Below are 26,080 nucleotides of genomic sequence, written 5' to 3'. Positions count from 1 at the left end.
GAGCATTCCTGATCTGCATACCTGCGTTTGTTCGAGCCTCAGAAGCAACCAAGCGTTGTCAGAGAAATTGTTGAAGTCTCCAGCCAAGGGAGACAAACCATGGAACTGAAATCTGCAGTTGTCGGATTGGCCGCCCTCGGCGGCGTTATGCTCGCCGTCGGCTCAGCTTCCGCCGCGATGCCGAACGGGCTTCCGCATGCCGACCAGATCTCGCGCCAAGCCACTGATGTCGAGCAGGTCCGCTGGGTCTGCAACGCTTGGGGTCGCTGCTGGTGGCGTCCTGGTCCGAGATGGGGCGTCTATGGCGGTTGGGGCCCGCGCCCGGTGTGGCGTCCGGGATGGCGCGGCGCCTATGCTTGGGGCGGGCCAGTTTGGGGCCCGCGGCCAGGGTGGGGTCCGCGCCCCGTGTGGGGTCCGCGTCCAGGGTGGGGCTGGAACGGCCGGTGGTGATCGGAGAGGGGCCGTACGCCGGCTGATAACGCCGCGAGTACCGCTTTCATAATATCCGTATCCGCTTAGAGCTTTAGCCGATCTGGCTGCTCCGCTCCTTGGGCCGAACAAGAAAGTGGCGGCCTAACCGCTCTCCGTTCCCCGGACGCAGCGCAGCGCGCCGCGCTTGCGGCGTGGTGCGCTGCAGAGCCGGGGCCCAGTATCCGCGGTGAGATAGGTCCCGGCTCTGCGGAGCAGCGCCAAGCGCTGCACCGCGTCCGGGACGCGAGAGACTAATCCAGCTTCTCGCTGAACGTCGCGCGGAACGGATGCGCCGGATAGACGCCGACGATGCGGAATTCGCGCGAGAAGAATTTCAGTTCCTCGAGCGCAAAGGCGAGGCCCTTATCGTCGGGATGGCCGTCGACGTCGGCATAGAATTGCGTGGCAAAGAAATTGCCGTCGATCATGTAGCTTTCGAGCTTGGTCATGTTGACGCCGTTGGTGGCAAAGCCGCCGAGCGCCTTGTAAAGCGCGGCGGGCAGGTTGCGCACCCGGAAAACAAAAGTGGTGACCAGCGGGCCCGAGCCTTGTCTCGCCCAGTCGGCCTCGCGTGCCAGCACCACGAAGCGGGTGGTGTTGTGGGCCTCGTCCTCGACGTCCTCGGCAAGAATATCGAGCCCGTAGATCTGCGCCGCCAGCCGTGACGCGATGGCGGCGACGCTCTTGTCCTTGCGTTCGGAAACGTCGCGCGCGCTGCCGGCGGTATCGGCGGCGACGATCGGCTTGATGCCGAGCTTGCGGATGATGCGCCGGCACTGGCCGAGCGCGTGAACGTGGCTCTCCACCGTCTTGATGTCGGAGAGTTTTGTCCCCTTCGGCGCCATCAATTGATGGCGGACCGGCAAGAACCATTCCCCGACGATGAACAGGCCGGACGCCGGCAGCAAATGATGGATGTCGGCGACGCGCCCCGCCACCGAATTCTCGATCGGGATCATGCCGAGATCAGCCTCGCCCGAGGCGATCGCCGACAGCGCGTCCTCGAAGGTCGCGCAGGGCAACGGCTCGGCTTCCGGATAGGCTTCGACGATGGCGATATGGGAATTGGCGCCAGGCTCGCCCTGGAATGCGATTTTGAGCTTTTTGGTCATGTCTCGTTTCTCTGGCGGGCCTTTTAGCAGCCGTTCAGCTATTTGCCAGTATGCGGCGGGCGGTTTCGAGGTCGGCCGGGGTATCGACGCCGCGCGGCACGCTATCGACGATGGTGATGTCGATCCGCATCCCGGATTCCAGCGCGCGTAGCTGTTCGAGTTTTTCCTGCTGCTCCAGCGGCGAGGGGGGTAGGGTCACGAACCGCTCCAGCGCGGCGCGGCGGTAGGCATAAAGGCCGATATGGTGGTAGCGCGGTCCGTCACCGTGAGGCGCGGTGGCGCGGGTGAAATAGAGCGCGCGCAGCCGGTTTGGACCGATCGGTGAGCCGACCGCCTTCACCACGCTCGGCGCCCGGTCTTCCTCCTCGGTGTGGATCTGCGAGGCCAGCGTCGCGATGTCGACCGCGGGGTCGTCGAGCGGCGGCAGCGCGGCGCGGATGGTGTCTGGCGCGATCGTCGGGAAATCGCCCTGCAAATTGACCACGATCTCGGCCCGGCCGGACGGATCCAGCGTCTGCATGGCCTCGTGAATCCGGTCGGAGCCGGAGGGATGGGAGGCACGGGTCATCACCGCCTCGCCGCCGGCGGCCCTCACCGCGTCGGCGATCTCCGGCGTGTCGGTGGCGACTGCCACTCGGCCGATTTTGGCTTCTTCCGCCCGCCGCAGCACGTGCACGATCATGGGCAGGCCGGCGATATCCAGCAGCGGCTTGCCCGGTAGCCGGGTCGCCGCCATCCGGGCGGGAATCAGCACCAAAATACGGGAATCGGTCATCGTCTGAAGGCCCGGCGGGATAGCTGGTTTTGATGGGGATGGGACGAAATTCGGCGCGTTTATACGGGTTGCCAGAGCCCGGGCAAACCGATATCTCAGGCCCTGCTGAGGGTGCGGCGCGAAAGGCTGATTCCTCACGCCACCCGCGGCCGTTTTGCCGGCCTTCAGTCGACCTTTCCGGCCTGGAGCCTGATCCCGTTATGGACTCCTTCGAACTTAACAAAATTCTCGGCGCCGTCCTCGGTACCTGCCTTCTTCTCCTGGTGACCAACTTTGCTGCGGAGGCGATTTTCGCGCCCGTGAAGCCGGAAAAGCCGGGCCTCGAGATTGCCGTGAAGGAAGACACGCAGGCTGGTGGAGCCAAGGAAGCCGCCGCGCCGTCCGAGCCGATCGAGAAGCTGTTGCAGACCGCTTCGGTCGAGAAGGGCACAGCCGCCGCCAAGAAATGCGTCGCCTGCCACACGTTTGAGAAGGGCGGCCCCAACCGCGTCGGCCCCAATTTGTACGGTGTCTTGAACGAGCCGAAGGGTCAGGGCCGCGGGGGGTTCAACTTCTCGGCCGCCTTGAAGGCCAAGGGTGGCACCTGGACCTATGACGACCTCAACAAGTTCCTCGCTAACCCCAAGGCCTTCGTTCCAGGCACGGCGATGGGCTTTGCCGGTATCCCGAAGGACAGCGAGCGCGCCGACGTGATCGCCTATCTACGCAGCCTCTCGGACAACCCGGCTCCGCTTCCGACGGCGGCGAATTAATATTTCGTCAGTCCTGCAGGGACTTCGCCACGACATCACGGCCAGGCATTGCCTGGCCGTTTGCATATGAGGGATCGCATTGTCGTGATCGGAGTTGTTACCGGGACTTTTCGCCGCAGCGGCGGTGTTCCCAAGCTGCTATCATGAGGAAAAAGCAACGTAATTCGTCGAACCCTTGCCTTATATTGGGTCCTCACTAGCTCGGCCTTGTTGTTTGCGTCGTTCGTGGCAGGGGCGGCGGACTTCGAAACAACGGATACTGGCGTCAGCAACAGGAATTCTGCATTTGGCCATTACCCGACGACATCTTCTCCAGGGCAGCGCAGTCGCCGCTATGGCACCCGCATTGGGGCTAGGCATCCCTGAAATTTCGCCGGCTCACGCACAATCGGGCGCGGGCGAACCGGTCTTTCGGCATGGCCTGTCGCTGTTCGGCGAAATCAAATACCCTGCCGGCTTCAAGCACTTCGACTACGTCAATCCAGAGGCCCCGAAGGGCGGCACCGTACGTCAGATCCAGATCGGGACGTTTGACAACTTCAATCTTGTGGTTGCCGGCGTCAAAGGGGCGCTCGCAGGCGGCGTTCAGCTGATTTACGAATCGCTCATGACGCAGTCGCTGGATGAGGTTTCGACCGAGTACGGCGAGCTAGCCGAAGCCGTCAGCCATCCCGAGGATTTCTCCTGGGTCACCTATCGTCTCAGAAGAGAGGCGAAATGGCATGACGGAAAGCCTGTCACGCCTGACGACGTTATCTTCTCGCTCAATGCGTTCAAGCAACATCATCCGCAGTACTCGGCTTACTACCGCCATGTGGTGAAAGCTGAAAAGGTCGGTGATCGCGACATAAAGTTCAGCTTCGATGCGCCAGGCAATCGAGAGCTCCCGCAGATTGTCGGACAACTCACGATTTTGCCGAAGCATTGGTGGGAGGGCACCGACAGCGAGGGTCGCAAGCGCGATATCGCTGCGACAACGCTGGAGAAGCCGCTGGGCTCAGGCCCCTACCGCATCAAGGAGTTCGTACCGGGAAGGACGATAACGCTGGAGCGGGTGAAGGACCATTGGGGACGCGATTCCAGCACGAATGTCGGCCGCAATAATTTCGACGAACTGCGCCTGGAATATTTCCGGGACTCTACGGTCGCGCTTGAGGCGTTCAAGGGCGACCAGGTCGATTGGCGTACCGAAAACAGCGCCAAGAACTGGGCCACGGCCTACGACTTTCCGGCCGTCCATGACAAGCGCGTGCTGCTTGAGGAATTTCCAAACCGCAGCTCCGGAATTATGCAGGCGTTTGCGCTGAATATCCGGCGTGACCAGTTTAGGGATCCGCGGGTTCGACGTGCGCTGAATTATGCATTCGACTTCGAGGAAATGAACAAGCAGATCTTCTTCGGTCAGTACAAGCGCATCAGCAGCTATTTCGATGGCACTGAACTGGCTTCAAGCGGCCTGCCTGAAGGCAGGGAGCTGGAAATACTCGAAGCCGTCCGCGCGGAAGTGCCGCCCGAGGTATTCACGAAGCCCTATATCAATCCCGTCGGCGGCAGTCCTGAAGCGGTTCGTGAAAACCTTCGTGAGGCGCTGCGCTTGCTGAAGGAAGCCGGCTATGAGGTGCGCGAGCGCAAGCTGGTGGATAGCAAGACGGGCGCGCAATTTACGCTCGAATTGCTCGGCGCAGACCCGACCTTCGAACGCGTCATGCTGTTTTTCAAACCTTCTCTGGAGCGGCTAGGTATTGCTGTCAGCGTGCGCACGATCGATCCGACGCAGTATGAAAACCGGCTTCGTAGCTGGGATTTCGATGTGGTGGTCTCGTCGTGGCCGGAATCGTTGTCGCCCGGAAATGAGCAGCGTGAATATTGGGGCTCGCAGGCGGCAGACATGGCCGGCTCGCGCAACATCATCGGCATCAAGAATCCCGCGGTCGACAAATTGATCGAGCGGCTGATCTATGCGAAGGGCCGGGATGACCTTGTTGCCGCGACCAGGGCGCTCGACCGCGTGCTGCTTTGGAATCACTACGTCGTGCCGCAGTGGAACTATCCCAAGGTCCGTACCGCGCGGTGGGATCGCTTCGGCAGGCCGTCCGAATTGCCGAAATACGGTCAGTCGGGCTTCCCATCGCTGTGGTGGTACGATGCCGATAAAGCAGCCAAGATCGGCAAGCGCTCTTGAAGGATTTTTCGCGCATGGCGCCATTTTCCCGCCGGCACGTCCTCGGCCTTGGTGCAGGCGCGCTAAGTGTGCTCGTGCTCGGGCCCGCCCGCGCCGCCGAAGAGAATGGCGCCGAGGTGCACGGCATCTCGGCATTCGGTGATCTCAAGTATCCCGCCGACTTCAAGAATTTCGACTATGTGAATGTCGCAGCGCCCAAGGGCGGTGTGTTTTCGACCATTCCCTCGACGCGCTCCTACAATCAGTCCTACCACACCTTCAATTCGCTCAACGCCTACATCCTCAAGGGCGAGGGCGCGCAGGGCATGGACCTGACCTTCTCAGCGCTGATGGTGCGGGCCGGCGACGAGCCGGATGCGATGTACGGGCTCGTCGCCAAGTCGGTGCGAATTTCGCCGGACAAGCTGATCTACCATTTCACGCTGCGCCCCGAGGCCAAGTTTCATGACGGCTCGAGAATCACGGCGCATGACGTCGCCTGGTCCATCAACACGCTGAAGGCCAAGGGCCATCCGCTAATTCAGGTCCAGATGCGTGACGTCAAGGGCGCCGAGGCGCTCGACGATGCGACCGTGATCGTCACCTTCGCCGAGAAGCGGGCGCGCGACGTGCCGCTCTACGTCGCGGGCCTGCCGATCTTCTCGAAGAAATACTATGAGACGCGGCCCTTCGACGAATCGACACTGGACACGCCGCTGGGCTCGGGGCCCTACAAGGTCGGCAAGTTCGAGGTCAACCGCTACATCGAATACGAGCGCGTCAAGGACTGGTGGGGTGCGAATCTCCCGGTCTGCCGCGGTTATTACAATTACGATGTGGTCCGCTACGAATTCTATCGCGACCGCGACGTTGCCTTCGAAGGCTTTACCGGCAAAAATTATCTGTTCCGCGAAGAGTTCACCGCGCGCATCTGGGCGACGCGTTACGACTTCCCCGCCATCAAGGACGGCCGCGTCAAGCGCGAGCAGGTACCGGACGAAAGGCCGTCCGGCGCGCAGGGTTGGTTCATCAATACCCGCCGCGACAAGTTCAGGGATCCCCGCGTACGCGAGGCGCTGATCAACGCCTTCGATTTCGAGTGGACCAACAAGACCATCATGTACGACGCTTATGCGCGGACGCATTCGCCGTTCCAGAATTCGGACATGATGGCGAAGGGGCCGCCCTCGCCGGACGAGCTGAAGCTGCTCGAGCCATTCCGCGGGCAGGTGCCCGACGAAGTGTTCGGCCAGCCCTACGTGCCCCCAGTTTCGGACGGCTCGGGGCAAGACCGCAACATGCTGCGCAAGGCGCAGCAATTGCTCAATGAAGCCGGCTTCGTCATCAAGGACGGCAAGCGGATGACGCCGAGTGGCGAAGTGTTTCGCATCGAATTCCTGTACGATGAGCCCTCGCTGAATCCGCATCATGCGCCCTATATCAAAAATTTGGGAACGCTCGGCATCGAGGCGAGCCCGCGCATGGTCGATGCCGTGCAGTACCGCGCGAGGGTGGAAGATTTCGATTTCGACATGACGATCACGCGCTTCTCGATATCGACGACGCCGGGCGACGCAATGCGCGCCTTCTTCTCCTCGCACGCCGCCAAGACCAAGGGCTCGTACAATCTCGCGGGTATTGAGAGCCCTGCCATCGACGCGCTGATCGAAAAGATCATTGCGGCGGATAACCGCGCCGAGCTGACGATTGCCTGCCATGCCTTCGACCGCGTTTTCCGCGCCGGGCGCTACTGGGTGCCGCAGTGGTACAACAAGACGCATCGGCTGGCTTACTGGGACGTGTTCGATCGTCCGAAGAACCTGCCGCGTTATCAGATCGATGCATCGGGGTCCGGCGAGCGCGTTATCTGGTGGTATGACGCCGCCAAGGCCGGCAAACTCGAGCAGGCGAAGCAATAATGACCGCCTATATCGCCCGCCGCATCCTGTTGATGTTTCCGACGTTGCTCGGCATCCTCTTCATCTCCTTCGTGGTCGTGCAGTTCGCGCCGGGCGGCCCGGTCGAACGCGTGATCGCGCAGCTTTCCGGCGCCGATACCGGCGGCTCCTCCCGCATCTCAGGCTCTTCCACCGGTGACTTCGCCGGCCGTACGCCCCAGGCGGGCGCCTCCGCCGATGCTGTCAATTCGAAGTACCGCGGCGCACAGGGGCTCGATCCGGATTTCATCAAGAACCTGGAAAAGCAGTTCGGCTTCGACAAGCCGGCGCATGAGCGCTTTGCGCTGATGGTATGGAATTTCGCCCGCTTCGATTTCGGCAAGAGCTACTTTCGCGACACCACCGTGTTGCAGCTGATCAAGGAGAAGCTGCCGGTCTCGATATCGCTCGGCCTCTGGTTGACGCTGCTGACCTATTTGATCTCGATCCCGCTCGGCATCCGCAAGGCGGTGGCGGACGGAACGCGATTTGATACCTGGACTTCTGCCGCTATCATCGTCGGCTTTGCGATCCCCGGTTTCCTGTTCGCGATCCTGCTGATCATCCTGTTTGCCGGCGGTTCATTCTTCAATTGGTTCCCGCTGCGCGGATTGACCTCGGACGGCTGGTCGCAATTCCCCTGGTACTGGAAGATCATCGACTACTTCTGGCACCTCACGCTGCCTTTGATCGCGATGGGTCTCGGTGCCTTCGCCACCATGACGCTACTGACCAAGAACTCGTTCCTTGACGAGATCCGCAAGCAATACGTGATGACCGCGCGCGCAAAGGGCTGCAGCGAGCGGCAGGTGCTTTACGGCCACATCTTCCGCAATGCCATGCTGATCGTGGTCGCAGGCTTTCCCGGTGCGTTCATTGGCGCCTTCTTCTCCGGCTCGCTGCTGATCGAGACCATCTTCTCGCTCGACGGGCTCGGGCTGCTCGGCTTCGAGAGCGTGCTCAACCGCGACTATCCGGTCGTGTTCGGCACGCTGTTCATCTTCTCCCTCGTGGGCCTTGTGGTGGGTCTGATCTCCGACCTCGCCTACATGTGGATCGATCCCCGGATCGATTTTGAGGCGAGGGAAGTCTGATGGCGCTGCTCGCTCCACAACCGGTCGAAACCACCGCGCGGTCGCCGCTTGGCGACGTCGTTCCGGCCACGCAGCACGCGTTCGCGCCATCGCCGCTGAACCGCCGGCGCTGGCAGAACTTCAAGGCGAACCGCCGCGGCTACTGGTCGCTCTGGATATTCCTTGCGCTGTTTGTGATCTCGCTGTTTGCCGAGCTGATCGCCAACGATCGGCCGTTCCTTATCAAGTATGACGGAAAGCTGTATTGGCCGGCGTTTGTCAGCTATTCCGAGACCACTTTCGGCGGCGATTTCGAAACCGCGGCCGACTACCGCGATCCCTATTTGCAAAAGCTGATCGCCGAAAAGGGCGGCACCATCATCTGGCCTTTGATCCGCTATTCCTACTCCACCCACAATCTCGATTTGCCGACGCCGGCGCCGTCGAAGCCGACGTGGATGCTGACGGAAGAGCAGTGCAAGCCCGTGGTGGAGAAGAAGGGCCTGAAGAGCTGCAGCGACCTCGAATACAACTGGCTCGGTACCGACGACCAGGGCCGCGACGTGGTGGCGCGACTGATCTACGGTTTTCGCATCTCGGTGCTGTTCGGCCTGACGCTGACCATCCTGTCCTCGATCATCGGCGTCATCGCCGGCGGCGTGCAGGGCTATTTCGGCGGCTGGACCGATCTGATCTTCCAGCGCATCATCGAAATCTGGAGCGCGATTCCCTCGCTCTATCTGCTGCTGATCCTGTCATCGGTGCTGGTGCCCGGCTTCTTCGTACTGCTCGGCATTCTCCTGCTGTTCTCCTGGACCTCGCTGGTTGGCCTGGTTCGCGCGGAATTCTTGCGTGGGCGCAATTTCGAATACATCCAGGCGGCGCGTGCGCTCGGCGTCTCCAATGGCGTGATCATGTTCCGGCATCTGCTGCCGAACGCGATGGTAGCGACCATGACCTTCCTGCCGTTCATCGTGTCGTCCTCGGTGATGACGCTGACCGCGCTCGACTTCCTCGGCTTCGGCCTGCCGCCGGGTTCGCCCTCGCTCGGCGAGCTGCTGTCGCAGGGCAAGTCCAACGTGCAGGCGCCGTGGCTCGGCTTCACCGGCTTCTTCTCGGTCGCGATCATGCTGTCGCTTTTGATCTTCATCGGCGAGGGCGTGCGCGACGCCTTCGATCCGCGCAAGACGTTCCGGTAGAGCATGATGGACGCCGTCAACCAGCCTTTGCTCGATGTGCGCGATCTCTCGGTGGCGTTTCACCAGCCGAGCGGCGCCACGATTGCGGTCGACCGCGTCTCGTTTTCCATCAAGCGCGGCGAGTGCGTGGCCCTGGTCGGCGAGTCCGGTTCCGGCAAATCGGTCAGCGCGCTGTCGGTGCTAAGACTGCTGCCCTATCCGACCGCGTCGCACCCCTCCGGCACCATCCATTTCAAGAGTCGCGAGCTGCTCAATGCCTCGGAACGCGAGATGCGCGAAATCCGCGGCAACGACATCTCGATCATTTTTCAGGAGCCGATGACCTCGCTCAATCCGCTCCACACCATCGAGGCGCAGATTGGCGAAATCCTCTCGCTGCATAGAGGTATCAGCGGATCGATGGCGCGGGCGCGGACGCTCGAACTGTTGACGCAGGTCGGCATTCCCGATCCGGAAACGAGGCTGCAAAGCTATCCGCATCAATTGTCCGGCGGCCAGCGCCAGCGCGTCATGATCGCGATGGCGCTCGCCAACGAGCCGGACCTTCTGATCGCGGACGAGCCGACCACTGCGCTCGACGTCACGGTGCAGGCCCAGATCTTGGCGCTGCTCGCCGAGATCAGGTCCCGCCTCGGCATGAGCATGTTGTTCATCACCCACGACCTCGGCATCGTCCGCCGCATTGCCGACGTGGTCTGCGTGATGAACTCGGGCAAGATCGTCGAGCAGGGCCCGGTCGAGGAGGTATTCACCGCGCCGAAACATGCCTATACCCGCGCGCTGCTCGCGGCCGAGCCCAAGCCCGATCCGGCGCCGCCGCGGCCCAACGAGCCGGTGGTGATGTCGGCCGACAATCTCAAGGTCTGGTTTCCGATCAAGCGAGGGCTGTTGCGCTCGACCGTCGGCTACATCAAGGCGGTCGACGGCGTCAGCGTCGCGGTCCGCAAGGGCGAGACGCTCGGCGTCGTTGGCGAATCCGGCTCGGGCAAGACAACACTGGGTCTCGCGCTGCTCCGGCTGATTTCCTCCGACGGCCCAATCGTGTTCCTCGGCAACAACATCCAGGGCCTGCGCTTCAAGGCCATGCTGCCGTTCCGACGCGACATGCAGATCGTGTTTCAGGATCCGTTCGGCGCGCTGAGCCCGCGCATGTCGGTCGGCGACATCGTCGCCGAAGGCTTGAGCGTGCATCAGCGTTCCCTGTCGTATGAAGAGCGCGAGGCGCGTGTCGTCAAGGCGCTCCAGGACGTCGGCCTCGATCCAGCGACGCGCTTCCGCTATCCGCATGAATTTTCCGGCGGTCAGCGCCAGCGCATCTCGATCGCGCGCGCGGCGGTGCTGGAGCCGAATTTCGTTGTGCTGGACGAGCCGACGAGCGCGCTCGACATGCTGTTCCAGGCGCAGATGGTCGATCTCCTGCGCGAACTGCAGCGCAAGCGCGATCTCACCTACATGTTCATCTCGCACGATCTGCGCGTCGTGGCCTCGCTGGCGAGCCATCTGATCGTGATGCGTCACGGCAAGGTGGTGGAGGAGGGGCCCGCCGCGGAGCTGTTCAAGAATCCGAAGAGCGACTACACGCGCGCGCTGTTCGCTGCGGCGTTCCGGATCGAGGCGGTTCCGGACCTATAGCCTGTCATGCCCCGCCAACGGGTCGCGCGAATGCGCGCCGATGACAGGCTCCGGCGGGGCATCCAGTACGCCGCGGCCTCTCGATTCACTCACAACGGTCTCGGAGCACTGGATCACCCGCTTTCGCGGGTGATGACGGCGGAACTCTCGGCTATAGCCGCTTGATCGCCGTAACCTCGCTGCCGACGGCTTTGATCCGCGCAATGGCCTCCTGCGTGTTCTCGATCACCGTTGCCATGTGGTGCGCGTTGGCATGCACGACGCTGTCGGCGTCGCGAACGATCGCGACGTGGCCCTTCCAGAAGATCAGATCGCCGCGCTGCAGTTTTGTCATCTCGGCAGGACTCAACGTCCGGCCGAGGCTTGCCTCTTGCATGTCGCTGTCGCGCGGACAGCCGATGCCGGCGGCGCTCAGCGATACCTGGACAAGGCCGGAGCAATCGATGCCGAGCGAACTCTTGCCGCCCCAGAGATAGGGCGTACCGATGAAGCGTTCGGCAACCGCGACGAAATCCTTTTCCACGGCATCGAGGCTGCCGACATGGTGGCGCGGCAGATACCAGCCGTCGCTTGTAATGGCGAACGCGCCGTCTTCGCGTATGACCGTCATTCTTGCTCCCGTCGCCAGCGTCTCGACCGGCGGCAGCTTGATCGAGGGACCCGGAAACGCGAACGTCCGCAGCGCCGTGACCTTGTGCGTCGGTGCGGCCGCAGGTTTTGCCAGCGCTGCATCCGGAATCCAGCCGACATAGCCGTCGCTCGCGAGTTGGCCCCACGCAAACCCTTCGCCATTGCGGTCGTAGATCGTGACGCGTTCGCCCTTCAGCGCCTGCGTCAGCATCATGGCGCCCGCAGCCGGTCGCTCCCACAGCGGCGCGATGGCCTCAGACACGCAAAATTCGTCGCCGGAGACATAGCGCGCGGCCTTCACCTTGCCTTCGAGATATTTCGCGGCGAGGTCGGGTCGTGCCGGCGTCAGGCGCGGATCATCCATAGCGTTCGCTCAACAGTTTGTAGATCGCGCGTGCGGCCTGGCATTCGCCGCCTTCGGGACGCGCGGGTTTTGCCGAAGGCGTCCAGCCGTAGATATCGACATGCAGCCAGCTCTTGGCATCGGTGACGAAGCGCTGCAGGAACAATGCGCAGGTGATCGAGCCGGCAAAGCCGCCCGACGGCGCGTTGTTGATGTCGGCGACCTTCGAATCCAACCACGAATCATAGGGCGGCCACAGCGGCATTCGCCACAACGGATCGTTCTCCCGCTTTGCATGTTCTGCGACGCTTTCGGCGAGCGTCTCGTCATGGGTGTAAAAGGGCGGTAAATCCGGTCCCAGCGCCACCCGCGCCGCGCCGGTCAGTGTGCCCAGATCAATCAACAGATCCGGCTTGTCTTCGTCCGCCAAGGCCAGCGCATCCGCCAGCACCAGCCGTCCCTCGGCGTCGGTATTGCCGATCTCCACGTTAAGTCCCTTGCGCGACTTGAAGATGTCGAGCGGACGGAAGGCGTTGCCGGCGACCGCATTCTCGACCGCGGGGATCAGGACGCGCAGCCGCACTTTGAGTTTCGCGTCCATCACCATCTGCGCCAGCGCCAACACGTTGGCGGCGCCGCCCATGTCCTTTTTCATGATCAGCATGCCGCTGGATGATTTTATGTCGAGCCCGCCGGTGTCGAAGCAGACGCCCTTGCCGACCAGCGTCACTTTGGGATGGGAGGGATCGCCCCAGCTCAAGTCGATCAGGCGCGGGGCGCGCGCCGAGGCCATGCCGACCGCGTGGATCAGCGGAAAATTCTGCTTCACGAGTTCGTCGCCTACGGTGCAGTCGAAGCTGGCGCCGAAACGCGCCGCCAATGCTTTCGCGGCTTCCGCCAATTGCTCCGGCCCCATGTCGTTCGACGGCGTATTGATCAGGTCGCGCGCCAGCGCCGCCGCTTCCGCCATCCGCGCGATGTCGATGATATCCACGCCGTCGGGCGGCACCAGCCGGACCTTGGCTTTTTCGGCTTTGCGGTAGCGGCGGAAGCGGTAGCTCCCCAGCGCAAAGGCGAGCGTCGCAAGCCGCAGATCGTGCGACGCGTTGGCGAAGCGATAGACGCCCGGCGGCAGCAGGCCAGGCAGCGCGCCGGGCCGGAACAGGTCGCGCGACCTGGCGGTCTCTTCATCAAGCCCGAACACGACCTGCGCAATCTTCCCGTCGGGGGCGGGCAGCGTCAGGCACTTGCCGGGCTTGGCGGTAAAATCATTGGCGAGCGCAAACTGCCGGGCCGGTTCGGGAAGGTCTTTGGCGATCGCGCTCCAGGTCGTTTTAGTGGCGAAGGTAATCGGAATGGCGGGGGCGATAGGTGCGGTCTCGAACGGCGATTGCATGCTTGTCTCGTGAGGGGATGGGCGTGTCTGGCAGGCATAGCACGGCCGATTAACCGGCCGTTAGGGTTAACAGTCTATTGCTGACTCGTTCGGCTCTATTTGTCCCGCCATTCCCATGAGTTGAAGTGCTATGCGTCGATCGTCCAGCCACGCCGGGTCTATCGCCCGGTTCCTGACCTCAGCCGCGGTAACCGCGGTTTTGGCCGCGGGCCTCGGCGGCTGCAAGACCATGTCCGATATCACGGGATCACTGGATTCGTCCTCAACCAAGGCCCAAGCCGCCCCCGAAGATCCGCGCCGCGCGGCCGAGGTCTATGGCGAGCGCTACCGCGCCAATCCCAAGGATGCCGAGGCGGCGCTGGGATATGGCCAGGCGCTCCGCGCCACCGGCCAGCGAGCGCAGGCCGCTGCCGTGCTCGAACAGGCCACCATCGCCCATCCCGGCAACAAGACGCTGCTCGCTGCTTACGGCCGCGCGCTCGCCGACAACGGCAATTCGCAGGCTGCCTTCGACGTGCTCAGCCGCGCCCATACGCCCGCCAATCCCGACTGGCGCATCCTCTCGGTGCAGGGCACCACGCTCGACAAGATGGGCAAGCACGAAGAGGCCCGCCGCTATTACGCGAGTGCGCTGAAGATCGTGCCGGAAGAGCCGTCGGTGCTGTCCAATTTCGGCCTCTCCTACATGCTGACGCGGGAGCTGCCGCAAGCCGAGGAAACGCTGCGGCGCGCCTATTCCAATCCGCGTGCCGACGCAAGGGTGCGGCAGAACCTCGCGCTCGTCGTCGGCTTGCAGGGCCGTTTCGCCGAAGCCGAGACCATCGCCAAGGGCGATCTGCCCGCCGACGAGGCGGCTGCCAACGTGGCTTACTTGCGGGAAATGCTGAGCCGCAAGGACAAGGACCATTCGCGCCCTGCCGGCAACAAGGCGACCGTCCCGGTCGCCGCCCTCAACCGGCCGGACTGAGCATCGCCGCCATCGTCGCTGCCAATGCGGGTGACTTGTTCCGCCGGAGTTCAACGCGCGAAGCCCGATCTGACGTTCCGAAGCTAACCGTCATCGAGCAGGCGTCGGCGTGATGCCTCGCCTGCTTTCGGCTTGCGAAGAGTTCGCCGGGCGGGCCGGCCGCACGACCGACGACGGCCGAATGGCGCCGCGCCGCGGCCTCACGGCAACGCCTGGATCTTGATGTAGGTCGGTCCGAGAATGACGATGAACAGGCAGGGCAGGAAGAACAGGATCATCGGCACGGTCAATTTCGGCGGCAGCGCCGCCGCCTTCTTCTCGGCCTCGGTCATCCGCATGTCGCGGTTTTCCTGCGCCATCACGCGCAGGCTCTGGCCGAGCGGCGTGCCGTAGCGTTCCGACTGCATCAGCGCCAGACAAACCGATTTCACGCCCTCGAGGCCGGTGCGCTTGGCGAGGTTCTCGTAGGCCACCTTGCGATCCTGCAGGTAGGACAATTCCGCCGTGGTCAGGGCGAATTCCTCCGACAGCGCGATCGATTGCGAGGCGATCTCGGTGGAGACCTTGCGGAAGGCGACTTCGACCGACATGCCGGATTCGATGCAGATCAGCAGGAGGTCGAGCGCATCGGGAAAGGCGCGCTTGATGGAGAGTTGGCGCTTGCTGATGGCGTTCTTCAGGAACAGCATCGGCGCCTGCAGCCCGAGATAGGCGGCGCCGATGCAGATGCCGAGCTTGACCGTCAATGACTTGTCCATGTTGGTGATCACGAACACGTAGAAGGCCGCGCCGAGAAACAGCACGACCGGCGTCACCGCGCGGGCAAACAGGAAAGTGACGTACGGCGCGTGGCCGCGGTAGCCGGCCATGATCAGCTTGTCACGCGCGGCCTCCTGCGCCAGCCATTTGGTCAGGTTCAGGTCTTCCACAACCTTGGAAACAAGTTGCTTCGGAGTCTGGCGCAGCGACACTTTCTCCGATTTGTTGAGGCGGTCGCGCTCGCGCTGACGAAGCCGTTCGCGCTCGTTGGCGACCGCCTTCATGCGCTTGGCGAGTCCTTCGCCGGCAAACAGCGGCATGATCAGCGTATAGGCGGTCGCACTCGCCGCGATGGCGGCAAGCAGCATGGTCATGAACCGCGCGTCGTGCATCTTGGTGATCAGAAAATCAATCATGGCCGCACCATCAGAAGTCGAAATTGATCATTTTCTTCATCACCAGGATGCCGATCGTCATCCAGCCGACGCAGCATAGCAGCATGAACTGGCCGAGATGGGTGGTCCAAAGCAGCGAGATATAGTCGGGCGTCGAGATCCATACCATTATCATCACGGCCGGCGGCAACGAGCCGATGATGCCCGCGGAGGCCTTGGCTTCCGTCGACATCGCCTGAATTTTCTCCGCCATCTTCTTGCGGTCGCGCAGCACCTTGGAGAGGTTGCCGAGCGCCTCCGACAGGTTGCCGCCGGACTTCTGCTGGATCGCGATCACGATGCCGAAGAAGTTCGCCTCCGGCACCGGCATCCGCTCGTACAGCCGTACGCAGGCCTCGCCGAGCGGCATGCCGATGGTCTGGGTTTCGATGATGGCGTTGAACTCGCTCTTGAGCGGTTCCGGCGCATCGGCTGCGACCACCTTGATCGATTCGAACAGCGGCAGACCGGCCTTGATGCCGCGCACGATGACGTCGACGGCGTCGGGAAGTGCTTTCAGAAACGCCTTCTCGCGCCGCTTCTTGAGATAGCTCAAGAGCCAGCGCGGCAGGCCGAGGCCTGCACCAAACGCCATCACGGCGGCGCCCAATAGCGAGCCGCCAGCGATGAATGCTAGCACGAAGCCCGCTGCGGCGAGGATGCCGGAAGCAATCCAGAATTTCTGAGGCGTCCAGGATCCCAAGCCGGCCTGGGTGAGGCGGGTCGAGAGCGGAACGGACTTGTCCTTCTTGCGCCGTGCGTCGAGTTCCTTGAGCGATCCCTCGACCTGCTCGCGGCGCGAGCGCTGGCTTTTCTCGGCCTGGCGCGCCGGCGCATCGGAACGGGCGATCGAGGCGCGGCGCGATTCGGCCTTCCTCTCGCCCGACAGCGACGGATAGATGAATACCCAAGCCAGGCCGCCGATGGCGGTAGCGGCGAGGAAGGCCAGTGCGAGTGTCTGCATTGTCATTGTCCCCTCAAGCCTTGTCGGAGACTTCGGCGGCATCGAGCGCGGCGGCAAGCCGCTTCTCTTCGCCGTAATATCGCGCCCGTTCCCAGAACCGCGGCCGGCCGATACCGGTCGAGCGGTGCCGCCCGATGATCTTGCCGTTCGCGTCTTCGCCGACAATGTCGTACAGGAACAGGTCCTGGGTGATGATGGTTTCGCCTTCCATACCCATCACCTCCGTGATGTGGGTGATGCGGCGCGAGCCGTCGCGCAGGCGCGCGGCTTGCACGATGACGTCGATCGAGGCGCAGATCATCTCGCGGATGGTGCGCGAAGGCAGCGAGAAGCCGCCCATCGTGATCATCGATTCGCAGCGCGACAGGGCTTCGCGCGGGTTGTTAGCGTGCAGCGTTCCCATCGAGCCGTCATGGCCGGTGTTCATGGCCTGCAACAGGTCGAATGCTTCGGGTCCGCGGACTTCGCCGACGATAATGCGCTCGGGGCGCATACGCAGGCAGTTGCGGACCAGTTCGCGCATCGTGACCTGGCCTTCGCCCTCGATATTGGGCGGGCGGGTTTCCAACCGCACCACATGCGGCTGCTGCAACTGAAGTTCGGCGGCGTCTTCGCAAGTGATGACGCGCTCGTCCTCCTCGATGAACTGGGTCAAGCAGTTCAACAGCGTGGTCTTGCCGGAGCCGGTGCCGCCCGAGATCAGCACGTTGCAGCGGACGCGGCCGATGATCTGCAGGATCTGCGCGCCCTCCGGCGAAATCGCGCCGAACTTGACCAACTGCTCGAGCGTCAGCTTGTCCTTCTTGAACTTACGAATGGTGAGCGCGGGCCCGTCGATCGCCAGCGGTGGAACGATGGCGTTGACGCGGGAGCCGTCGGCGAGGCGGGCGTCGCAGATCGGCGAGGATTCGTCGACGCGCCGGCCGACCTGGCTGACGATGCGCTGGCAGATGTTGAGGAGCTGCTGGTTGTCGCGGAAGCGGATGCCGGTCTTCTGTATCTTGCCGGCGACTTCGATGAACACCGTGCCGGCGCCGTTGACCATGATGTCGGCGATGTCGTCGCGCGACAATAGCGGCTCGAGCGGGCCGTAGCCGAGCACGTCGTTGCAGATGTCGTCGAGCAGCTCTTCCTGCTCGGCGATCGACATCACGATGTTCTTGATCGCGATGATCTCGTTGACGATGTCGCGGATTTCCTCGCGCGCGGACTCGCCGTCGAGCTTGGCGAGTTGGGCAAGGTCGATCGCCTCGATCAGCGCGCCGAAGATGGTCGCCTTGACCTGGTAATAATTGTCGGAGCGCCGCGCCTCCATGGTAGCCGCGGGCTGCTGCTTTGCGGGGGCGAGCGGCGGCGAAGCCACCGTCGGCGCCGCGATCTCGCGCGGCACGGCTACGGCGCTGGAGGCCGGCTCCGGCGCCTGAATGGCGGGCTTGAGTACCCGCGTATCACTATCATTTCCGCTACGCTTACCGAACACGATGGCACTCCACGCGGGCTGCTTACTTCTTGGCCCGCAACTTCTCGATCAAGGGCGATAGCAACGAACTCTTCGGCTTCTTGGTCTCGCCGCGGCCGGTCAGCCGTTGCGCAATCTGCAGGAACATCTCAGTGGTGCGATGAGTTGCGGAGATCTCCGCGATCATCTGGCCGTTGTTGGCGGCCGAGCCGAAGATTTGCGGCTCGAATGGAATCGTGGCGATCGGGTGGTTTTCGATCGCCTTGGCGAACTCGGCAGCGGGGATCTCCGGCCGCTTCGGGATGCCGACCTGATTGAGGCAGTAGAGCGGCGCACGATCGTTCGGCCGCGATGCCTTGAGGAGGTCGTAGATATTCTTGGTGTTGCGCAGGTTGGCGAGATCGGGCGCGGCGACAATCAGGATGTCGTCGGCCGCGATCAAGGCGCGCTTGGTCCATCCCGACCATTGATGGGGAACGTCGAGCACGATGCAGGGCATCGTGGTGCGAAGCGTATCGAAGATCGAATCGAACGCTTCCGCGCCGAAATCGTAGACCCGGTCGAGCGTGGCCGGCGCCGCCAGCAGGCTGAGATGATCGGTGCATTTCGACAGCAGGCGATCGAGAAACGCGGTATCGACCCGGTCAGGCGAGAACACAGCATCCGCAATGCCCTGCGGCGGATCCTGGTTGTAGTCGAGACCGGCGGTGCCGAAAGCGAGGTCGAGATCGGCGACCACGGAATCCAGCGCCAGATCGCGCGCGATCGCCCAAGCGACGTTGTGGGCGACGGTCGACGCACCGACACCGCCCTTGGCGCCGACGACGGCGATGATGCGGCCGACGGCCTTGGCTTCCGGCGAGGAGAACAGGTTGCAGACCGAGCGCACGACGTCGATCGCGCTGACCGGGGCGATGACGTAATCGCTGACGCCACGGCGAACCAGTTCGCGATAGAGCATGACGTCATTGACGCGCCCGATCACGATCACGCGGGTTCCGGCGTCGCAGACGGTGGCGAGCTGGTCCAGGCCAGCGAGAATGTCGTTGCGGCCCTCGGTCTCCAGGATGATGACGTTCGGGGTCGGGGCCGAGCGGTAGGCCTCGATGGCCGCGGCCATGCCGCCCATCTGGATCTTGAGATGAGCCTTGCCGAGGCGGCGGTCTTCGCCCGCCGACTGCACGGCGGCCGCGGTTTCCACCGTCTCGCAGAACGCCTGCACCGACACCCGCGGCGCCGGCGCGATGTGGTCCTCGGTCGACGGCGCCGTGATGTCCGGCTGCGATGCTGCATTCTGGCGCGAGTAAGTGATCATTTGCCGGTATCGCTGAGTTTGGCCTTGTCGCTCTCGGGATAGGTGGTCGCGGTGGACGTACCCTTGCGATACTTTTCGAAGGCTGTGCCACGGCGCGGCGCATAGGCTGGGGTTTCGGGACGCGGCTGCGCGAGGTCGGATGGGTTGTCGACCATCGCCGCCAGATTGCGCTGGTTGGAGCAGCCGAAATTATAATACTGCTTGTTGTCGAAATAGCCCTTGTTGTGGATCGACGGTCCGAGGTCCTCCGGCCACAGCCCGCATGGGCCGGCCACCGCCGAGATCTTCGGATAGTTGAGGCGGATCGCGGCCATGTGCCGGGGATCTTCGGGATGATACTGACGGACATTGATCGCGCGCGGCGGCACGCCCGCAGCGGCAAATGCCGCCCGGATCTCGCGCAATGAATCCTCGGCCGCTCGCGCATTCGGTGTATTGACGGGCACGTCGACGCTGATGACGCCGGTACCTTCGCGAAGCCAGTCCTGGGCCAGCCCCATGACGTCGGCGCGCTGAGAGGCGGACAAGCCGCCGCGTCCGCGACCGACGAAAACCACGATCGAGCGGTCGGCTTCCTGGACTGCGATCGGATGGCGCAGGCGGTAATCGTCGGGCACACCGGCCGTCGTCACGGGATCGACGACGGTATGTTTGCAGGCGCCGAGCGCCACGGAAACACCGATCAGCGCTGCGGTTAGGCGCAGCGCGCGCCTGCGATCGGCGGGTCTTGCGGATGTGCTCTGTGGTGTCATCGTCCCGCCTCAGTCCGTAATAAAGCCGTAGGTGCCGCGATAATTCCGAGCCTTCTCGACGCGGCCCGGAACGCCGTAGATGCGATTGATGCTGCCGAGCAGGTCGGCCTGCGGGTCCGAGGCGCTGGCAAAGCCGTCATCGGGGCGCGACAGGTCCTTCTGCGCCACCGCGCGCACCACATAGGGCGTGACCAGAACCATCAGTTCGGTCTGGTTGTTGACGAAGTCGCGGCTGCGGAACAGCGAGCCGAGAACCGGCAGTTGCGCCAGGCCCGGAAAGCCGTTGATGGCCTGCTTGGTCTGGTCCTGGATCAGCCCGGCCATCGCCATCGCGCCGCCGGACGGAATTTCCAGCGTCGTCTCGGCGCGGCGGGTCTTGATCGAGGGAATGGTCGTTCCATTCTGGCCGCCAGTCAGAGAGTTTTCGGTCGAGACTTCCGACACTTCGGTCATCACCCGAAGGCTGATCCGTCCCTCCGTCAGCACGACCGGCGTAAAGTTGAGCGAGATGCCGAATTTCTTGAAGCTGACTGTCTGGACGCATTGTCCGATGCCACCAGTCGCCGTTGTTTGGCAGGTCACGCCGGTAGGAATCGGAAATTCACCGCCGGAGATAAAGGTTGCGGACTCGCCGGAAATGGCTGTGAGGTTGGGCTCAGCAAGGGTCCGCACCACGCCGGCGCTTTCCATCGCGCGCAGCGTCGCCTGCACAGATGGCGTCGCGCCGAAAGCCGCTTGAAGGCCATTGCCGGCGACGAGCGGCGCATTGTTCGCGGTGAACGGGTTGTTGTTGGCGAACCTGACAACGGATGTGCCGTAGGTCAGGTTGGCGCTGAGATCAATGCCCATCTGCTTGATGATCGAGCGCTGGACTTCAGCGAGCGTGACCTTCAACATCACCTGGTCACGGCCGCGAATTGCGATCGAATTGACGACTTTTTCGGCGCCGCCCACCAAGCGGGCGGCGATTTCGGCGGCCTGTTGCGCCTCGACCGGGTTCGCCGCGCTGCCGCTCAATAGCACGCCGTCACCGACGCCTTCGATCTGGATGTCCGAATTCGGCAACGACTGCTTCAGCGCGGCGCGCACGCCGTTGAGGTCGCGCTTGACCGCGATGTCGTAGGCCGCGATCTGCGCGCCGGTGGAATCGAAGAAAACGATATTGGTCTGGCCGACCGCGGCGCCGATGACATAGGCACGCTGGGTCGAACGCACCACGGCGTTCGCGATCTTCGGATCGGCAACCAGCACGTCCTTGATCTCGCGCGGCAGGTCGATCACGATGGATTTGCCGATCCCGAGCGAAACGAAGCGCGCGTTCATCTGTCCGTCGGCGGACACCGGCGCGACGCGATAATCGCTCGCCAGCACCGGCGTCAGCGCCGGATTGAGCGTGAGAGCAGCCACGGCCGAAAACGACAGGGCGCGGACGATGAACGTTCGCATCATCGGCTGAATTTCCCTGCACTTCATATCGTGCGTCCTTTCGGTCACTTCTGCATAGTCTGCTGGCTGGCAACGCCGTAACGAATGACGTTGAGGGCTTCGCCGCGCTTGTTGAGTTGTTCGTCCGGCTTTTCGACCGCGTTGATATCGGCAATGCTGCGCAGCGCCAGCGTCAGCGAGCCGCTCTGGCGCGACCGCGCCAGCGTTTCGGCCTGCTCGGGCTTCAGCTCGAGGGTGACCGTCCTGCCGACCAGCGAGCTGGCGCCTTCTTTTTCCTTCGGCGCCTGGTCGATCGCGAGAACGCGAACATTGGTGAGAATGATCTCCGAACTGGAGATATCCGGGCTCTTCTCGTCCGGATTTTTCTCGCGCTTGGTAAGAATCACGTCGACGCGGTCGTTCGGCAGGATGAAGCCGCCGGCGCCGGTTTCCGGCGAAATTTCGGTGGAAATGGCCCGGTAGCCTGCGGGCAGGATCGCCGCCATGAAACCGGAGCCGTCGGCCTTCACCAGCTTCTGCTCGCGAATCGGCTCGCCCGCGATGAACGGCGCGCGGGCGATCGAGCCGGTGATCTCCTTGACGGCGTCGGCCTTGCTGGCGCGGCTGATGAAATTGCTGCTGGCGGTCGCGGCCGGCCAGGTCTGCCATTGCAGATCGTCCGGCTTGACCGACTGGCCGAGGCCGATATCCGACTTCGCGACGAGAATATCGACGGTCTGCATCTGCACGACCGGCTGCGCCGGGGCAGACTTGTCGTCGGACCCGCTGGCGAGATATGCGGCAATGCCGCCGGCGCCGATCGCGATGGCCAGGACCACAATGCGTGCGGTATTCATACGCGCTCACTTTCCACATTACGCTGCGACGGTTCCGCCGCTGTGATGGGAGTTGACCAGCTATTCGTCAAAGCATGGTTAATGAGGCGTGTGTAAATTGCCTTAACGGAAAGTTAGCGACGTTGGATCAGCGCATCGCGAGGTGAGTGAGGTCAACCGCCTTGATCCATTCGGTTTCCGGATAGACGATCAGCGCGCCGAGCGCGAGCGCGATGCCATAGGGGATTCCGCTCTGCTTGTCGTGCAGCCGGTTCAGCCAGGCTTGTCCTGTGAGCAGCGACGGTAGCGGCCATTGCCGGAACTGAATCAGCAGGACCGTCAGCGCGCCGCCGAGCAGCGAGACGTAAACCAGATAATTGAGGAGGTGGTCGAAGCCGAACCAGAGCGCCACGCTGGCCGCGACCTTGGCGTCGCCGCCGCCGACCCATCCCATCGCGAAGCAGGCAAAGGCTACGACGAGAACTGCAGCGCCGGCGCCGAAATGCAGGAGCATGTCGTGCAGACCCATGCCGCCGAACACCGCAAGCACAACGAATCCCGCGATCAGGGCCAGCGACACCCGGTTCGAGATCGTCATGGTGAAAAGGTCGCTCGCGGCTGCGAACGCCATGAGGGCCGGAAACAGCAGGAGGCGGGCGGTATCGAGGATCATGAATTCACGCTTGCTGGCGGTTGACCCGAGGTCCAGGCTCCGGCTGAGCCTAGCCACGAGAAATGAACAATCGGGAAACGCCGGAGATCGCAGGTCGTGCGCATCCGCGGCGGCTTTCTGAGTCCGGCGCGCCGACTTTGCGAAAACAACAAAGGCCCCGGCATGCCGGGGCCTTTGAAGCTAACTCGCAACCGTCGCTTACTTCAGCGAGGTCGAGATCGTAACGAAGTTGGTCGACAGCTTGGTGCCGAGGCCGTTGACGGCGGTGATGATCGCGATCGCGATGCCGGCGGCAATCAGACCGTACTCGATGGCGGTGGCGCCGGACTCATCCTTCACGAAACGCGAAACGAGATTCTTCATGATAACTCCTGTGTACACACGTGGCTGGTCGAACTTAAGTTTGGTCTTGCCGGCGTTCTCAGCACCGTGACCATGGCGTCACCCTAGGGTGCGACAATTTCGGCGCAGTTAATTCGACCGTGCAAAAATGCTTGGAACTTGCAGTTCTTGAGCACAGTAAATGCTGCATTAAGGGATCCAATAAAATGCAAGCGCGGCTTCGTTGCACGGCTGCTAGCGGCGCGCCGCGTCGACCGACGCCTTTGATTCACGGCTCCTTAAGCGCGAGCAGATACCCCTTGCGGTGTCCGATTGAACGAGGTCGTCATGTCCGGTTTGCCAATGGAAGTCATCGAGGTAGTGGGCCAGACGATAGCGAAGGTCGTTCCTGTCACGATCGCGCTCGCCCTTGTGTTCACGGTACTCTCGCATTTCTGGGCCTGCAATCCGGGCAAGCCCTGGTGGCGCAAGCGCGAGCTCATCACCGACATCTGCTATTGGTTTCTCGTGCCGGTGTTCGCGCGCATCTTCCGCATCGGACTATTGGTGCTCGGCGCCGCGGTCGTCTTCAACATTCACGAGGTCGACGAACTGATTGCATTCTACGACAATGGCCATGGACCGCTGTCGCAGCTTCCGCTCTGGGTGCAGGCGCTGTTATTCCTCGTTGCATCCGACTTCATGCTGTACTGGCTGCACCGCATGTTTCACGGCGGCGGGTTCTGGAAGTATCATGCCATCCATCATTCCTCTGAGGATCTCGAGTGGATCTCGGCAGCGCGATTTCACCCCGTCAACCTGTTCATCGGAACGATCCTGGTCGACGTCATCCTGCTGATAGCGGGCATTTCTCCCAACATCATGCTCTGGGTCGGGCCGTTCACGACCTTCCACTCCGCCTTCGTTCACGCCAACCTGAACTGGACGCTCGGACCGTTGAAGTATGTGCTTGCCACGCCGGTCTTTCATCGCTGGCATCACACCTCGCTCGAGGAAGGCGGCAATACCAATTTCGCGGGCACCTTCCCGGTCTGGGACATTCTGTTCGGAACGTTCCGCATGCCGGAGAACCGGCTGCCGGAAACTTACGGCGTGGACGATCAGCAGATCCCTGCCGAGATCGGCGGGCAATTGGCCTATCCATTCCGTCAATAATCCGGCCGGTCATTTCGCATGAGCACTGAAGCCGGGACGATCCAGCGGGCCAAAGCCTTCAGCCTTGGCGATGTCCCGGCATGGCTCTGGCTCGGAATTGGCGTCTACGCGCTGGTACTGATCGGCGGGCGGGCACTTCTGAACGATTCCGATACCTACTGGCAGATCGCGGTGGGCCAGTGGATCCTCGACCACCACGCTTTGCCGCGCGTCGACATCTATTCCTTCACCAGAGCGGGAGAGCCGTGGACATCATCGTCCTGGCTGTCGCAGGTGCTGTATGCGGTGAGCTACAATCTGGCGGGCTGGACCGGACCGGTGGTTCTCGCCGCGGCCTCTATCGCCGTAACCTTTGCGTTGTTCGCCCATATTCTCGGTCGCCGCATCCCCGCGGCCTATGCGGTCGCGGTTGCGATCGCGGCGCTGGTGCTCTCGATGGGGCATTTTCTGGCGCGCCCGCATGTGTTGGTGCTGCCGATCATGCTGGCGTGGGCGTACGGGCTGATGTCGGCGAGCGAGCGCGGCCAGGCGCCGTCGCCATGGCTTTTGCCGTTGATCGCGTTGTGGGCGAACCTGCACGGCGGATTCGTGTTCGGCCTGGTGCTGGTCGGCGCGTTCGCGCTCGATGCGCTGTGGAACGCCGATCGCGCGCAGCAAAGGTCGCTGGCGCTGCGCTGGGCGGTGTTCGGTCTTGGCGCGCTGGTGGCCTGCTGCGCCACGCCATACGGCTGGGGATCGATCCTTGCCGCACGCAAGATTCTTGATCTCGGCGAACTCCTGCATCTGATCTATGAATGGATGCCGGCGGACTTCAGCAAATTCGGCGCGTTCGAGATGGCTATCCTCACGCTGATCGCCGGCGCGCTTTACGGCGGCGTCAAGCTCACGCCGCCACGGATCGCGCTGGTGCTCGGCCTGTTGCACATGGCGCTGTCGCACGTCCGGAACGTCGAGATCTTCGCGTTGTTGCTGCCGATCGTGGTGCTTGCACCGGTGGCATCGCAGTTCGCGTTGCGGCCGGCCTGGCCCGCCCGCACCGGCGCTCCGATGTCTGTGATGGCAGCAGTGATGGTTCTGCTCGGCGGCTGGACATGGCTGCTCGGGGCCAACACCACGTTTGCACCGCCGGAAAGCCAGTCGCCTTCCGCGGCCGTCGATGCGCTGAAGGCGCATCATCCGAAGCGGGTTCTCAACGATCTTCCGTTCGGCGGCTATCTGATCTGGCGGCAGATTCCCGTATTCGTCGACGGGCGCGCCGAGCTCTATGGCGAAGCCTTTGATGTGGCTTACTACCGCGCGATGCAGCTCAAGGACGTCAACCAGTTTCTCGACATTCTCAAGAGATGGGACATCGACGCCGTACTGCTGACGCCACACACCCCGGCGGTCAGCCTGCTCGACAATATCAGCGGCTGGCGGCGCGCCTACGCCGACGAGAACGCGGTGCTGCACGTTCGCACCAACTGACCTGGATCAGCTTCGATTTGCAGCGGGCGAACTGGCGGGCGAGCCGGGATT

At 62.9% G+C, this 26,080-nt stretch carries 23 protein-coding genes; 10 read left to right on the top strand and 13 right to left on the bottom strand.

The features are described 5' to 3' along the window. The first annotated feature begins 99 nt into the window (after positions 1-99). Positions 100-450 carry a hypothetical protein gene (locus IVA95_RS14365; protein WP_247511059.1) on the top strand — a complete coding sequence of 117 codons (351 nt, stop codon included), beginning with the start codon at positions 100-102 and terminating at the stop codon, positions 448-450. 272 nt (positions 451-722) lie between these two features. Here the strand turns inward: IVA95_RS14365 and IVA95_RS14360 are convergent, their stop codons facing one another. After that, positions 723-1,583, bottom strand: a complete 861-nt coding sequence (locus tag IVA95_RS14360; RefSeq protein ID WP_247511058.1) for a prephenate dehydratase — start codon at positions 1,581-1,583, stop codon at positions 723-725. Between the two features lie 34 nt (positions 1,584-1,617). Next, positions 1,618-2,358, bottom strand: coding sequence for a 3-deoxy-manno-octulosonate cytidylyltransferase (locus IVA95_RS14355; protein WP_213248560.1), 741 nt, complete (start codon positions 2,356-2,358; stop codon positions 1,618-1,620). A gap of 200 nt (positions 2,359-2,558) precedes the next feature. Here IVA95_RS14355 and IVA95_RS14350 point away from each other — a divergent pair, with 200 nt between their 5' ends. The 6 genes from IVA95_RS14350 (at position 2,559) to IVA95_RS14325 (ending at position 11,112) form a co-directional block, all read left to right on the top strand. Beyond that, the gene (locus IVA95_RS14350) at positions 2,559-3,110 is read left to right on the top strand and encodes a cytochrome c family protein (RefSeq protein ID WP_247511057.1); all 552 of its coding nucleotides are present in this window, start codon (positions 2,559-2,561) and stop codon (positions 3,108-3,110) included. A gap of 286 nt (positions 3,111-3,396) precedes the next feature. Next, a complete protein-coding gene (locus tag IVA95_RS14345) occupies positions 3,397-5,292 on the top strand; it encodes an extracellular solute-binding protein (RefSeq protein ID WP_247511056.1) in 1,896 nt (631 codons plus the stop codon). 14 nt (positions 5,293-5,306) lie between these two features. Then, positions 5,307-7,190: an extracellular solute-binding protein gene (locus tag IVA95_RS14340; protein WP_247511055.1), complete on the top strand. Its 1,884-nt coding sequence runs from the start codon at positions 5,307-5,309 to the stop codon at positions 7,188-7,190. Beyond that, the gene (locus tag IVA95_RS14335) at positions 7,190-8,302 is read left to right on the top strand and encodes a microcin C ABC transporter permease YejB (protein WP_213248552.1); all 1,113 of its coding nucleotides are present in this window, start codon (positions 7,190-7,192) and stop codon (positions 8,300-8,302) included. Before IVA95_RS14340 ends, IVA95_RS14335 begins: the two co-directional genes overlap by 1 nt. Continuing rightward, positions 8,302-9,480: an ABC transporter permease gene (locus IVA95_RS14330; RefSeq protein WP_213248550.1), complete on the top strand. Its 1,179-nt coding sequence runs from the start codon at positions 8,302-8,304 to the stop codon at positions 9,478-9,480. The genes IVA95_RS14335 and IVA95_RS14330 overlap by 1 nt, the downstream gene beginning before the upstream one ends. 6 nt (positions 9,481-9,486) lie before the next feature. Next, positions 9,487-11,112: an ABC transporter ATP-binding protein gene (locus IVA95_RS14325; protein WP_247511054.1), complete on the top strand. Its 1,626-nt coding sequence runs from the start codon at positions 9,487-9,489 to the stop codon at positions 11,110-11,112. 151 nt (positions 11,113-11,263) lie between these two features. Here the strand turns inward: IVA95_RS14325 and IVA95_RS14320 are convergent, their stop codons facing one another. Beyond that, a complete protein-coding gene (locus tag IVA95_RS14320; RefSeq protein ID WP_247511053.1) occupies positions 11,264-12,106 on the bottom strand; it encodes an NlpC/P60 family protein in 843 nt (280 codons plus the stop codon). Further along, positions 12,099-13,481: a leucyl aminopeptidase family protein gene (locus IVA95_RS14315; RefSeq protein ID WP_247511052.1), complete on the bottom strand. Its 1,383-nt coding sequence runs from the start codon at positions 13,479-13,481 to the stop codon at positions 12,099-12,101. The genes IVA95_RS14320 and IVA95_RS14315 overlap by 8 nt, the downstream gene beginning before the upstream one ends. Positions 13,482-13,611: 130 nt before the next feature. Between IVA95_RS14315 and IVA95_RS14310 the strand changes: the two genes are divergently transcribed. Beyond that, positions 13,612-14,448, top strand: coding sequence for a tetratricopeptide repeat protein (locus IVA95_RS14310; protein ID WP_247511051.1), 837 nt, complete (start codon positions 13,612-13,614; stop codon positions 14,446-14,448). A gap of 200 nt (positions 14,449-14,648) precedes the next feature. Here the strand turns inward: IVA95_RS14310 and IVA95_RS14305 are convergent, their stop codons facing one another. From IVA95_RS14305 to IVA95_RS14265, 9 genes are all read right to left on the bottom strand, one after another. Further along, positions 14,649-15,623 carry a type II secretion system F family protein gene (locus IVA95_RS14305; protein ID WP_247511050.1) on the bottom strand — a complete coding sequence of 325 codons (975 nt, stop codon included), beginning with the start codon at positions 15,621-15,623 and terminating at the stop codon, positions 14,649-14,651. 10 nt (positions 15,624-15,633) lie between these two features. Then, positions 15,634-16,611, bottom strand: a complete 978-nt coding sequence (locus IVA95_RS14300; RefSeq protein ID WP_213248538.1) for a type II secretion system F family protein — start codon at positions 16,609-16,611, stop codon at positions 15,634-15,636. Positions 16,612-16,618: 7 nt separating this feature from the next. After that, positions 16,619-18,085 (bottom strand): CpaF family protein, encoded by a 1,467-nt coding sequence (locus tag IVA95_RS14295; RefSeq protein WP_213248537.1) that lies wholly within the window; start codon positions 18,083-18,085, stop codon positions 16,619-16,621. A gap of 22 nt (positions 18,086-18,107) precedes the next feature. After that, positions 18,108-19,379: an AAA family ATPase gene (locus IVA95_RS14290; RefSeq protein WP_247511049.1), complete on the bottom strand. Its 1,272-nt coding sequence runs from the start codon at positions 19,377-19,379 to the stop codon at positions 18,108-18,110. Continuing rightward, positions 19,376-20,131: a CpaD family pilus assembly protein gene (locus IVA95_RS14285; protein ID WP_247511048.1), complete on the bottom strand. Its 756-nt coding sequence runs from the start codon at positions 20,129-20,131 to the stop codon at positions 19,376-19,378. Before IVA95_RS14285 ends, IVA95_RS14290 begins: the two co-directional genes overlap by 4 nt. Positions 20,132-20,140: 9 nt before the next feature. After that, positions 20,141-21,604, bottom strand: a complete 1,464-nt coding sequence (locus IVA95_RS14280; RefSeq protein WP_247511047.1) for a type II and III secretion system protein family protein — start codon at positions 21,602-21,604, stop codon at positions 20,141-20,143. A gap of 17 nt (positions 21,605-21,621) precedes the next feature. Then, entirely contained in the window at positions 21,622-22,413 is a 792-nt protein-coding gene (cpaB, locus tag IVA95_RS14275; RefSeq protein ID WP_247511046.1) for a Flp pilus assembly protein CpaB, read from the bottom strand. A gap of 127 nt (positions 22,414-22,540) precedes the next feature. Beyond that, positions 22,541-23,065, bottom strand: coding sequence for a prepilin peptidase (locus tag IVA95_RS14270; protein ID WP_247511045.1), 525 nt, complete (start codon positions 23,063-23,065; stop codon positions 22,541-22,543). Between the two features lie 198 nt (positions 23,066-23,263). Next, a complete protein-coding gene (locus IVA95_RS14265; RefSeq protein WP_213248529.1) occupies positions 23,264-23,428 on the bottom strand; it encodes a Flp family type IVb pilin in 165 nt (54 codons plus the stop codon). A gap of 306 nt (positions 23,429-23,734) precedes the next feature. Between IVA95_RS14265 and IVA95_RS14260 the strand changes: the two genes are divergently transcribed. Continuing rightward, positions 23,735-24,562: a sterol desaturase family protein gene (locus tag IVA95_RS14260; RefSeq protein WP_247511044.1), complete on the top strand. Its 828-nt coding sequence runs from the start codon at positions 23,735-23,737 to the stop codon at positions 24,560-24,562. An 18-nt stretch (positions 24,563-24,580) separates the two neighbouring features. Next, complete coding sequence (locus IVA95_RS14255; protein ID WP_247511043.1) at positions 24,581-26,029, top strand: hypothetical protein; 1,449 nt, start codon at positions 24,581-24,583, stop codon at positions 26,027-26,029. Positions 26,030-26,080: the final 51 nt, after the last annotated feature.

This window comes from Bradyrhizobium sp. 157 (assembly GCF_023073815.1).
Lineage (GTDB): Bacteria > Pseudomonadota > Alphaproteobacteria > Rhizobiales > Xanthobacteraceae > Bradyrhizobium.
Note: the sequence above shows the minus strand (reverse complement) of the source record. Positions and strands in the feature narration are given on the sequence as shown.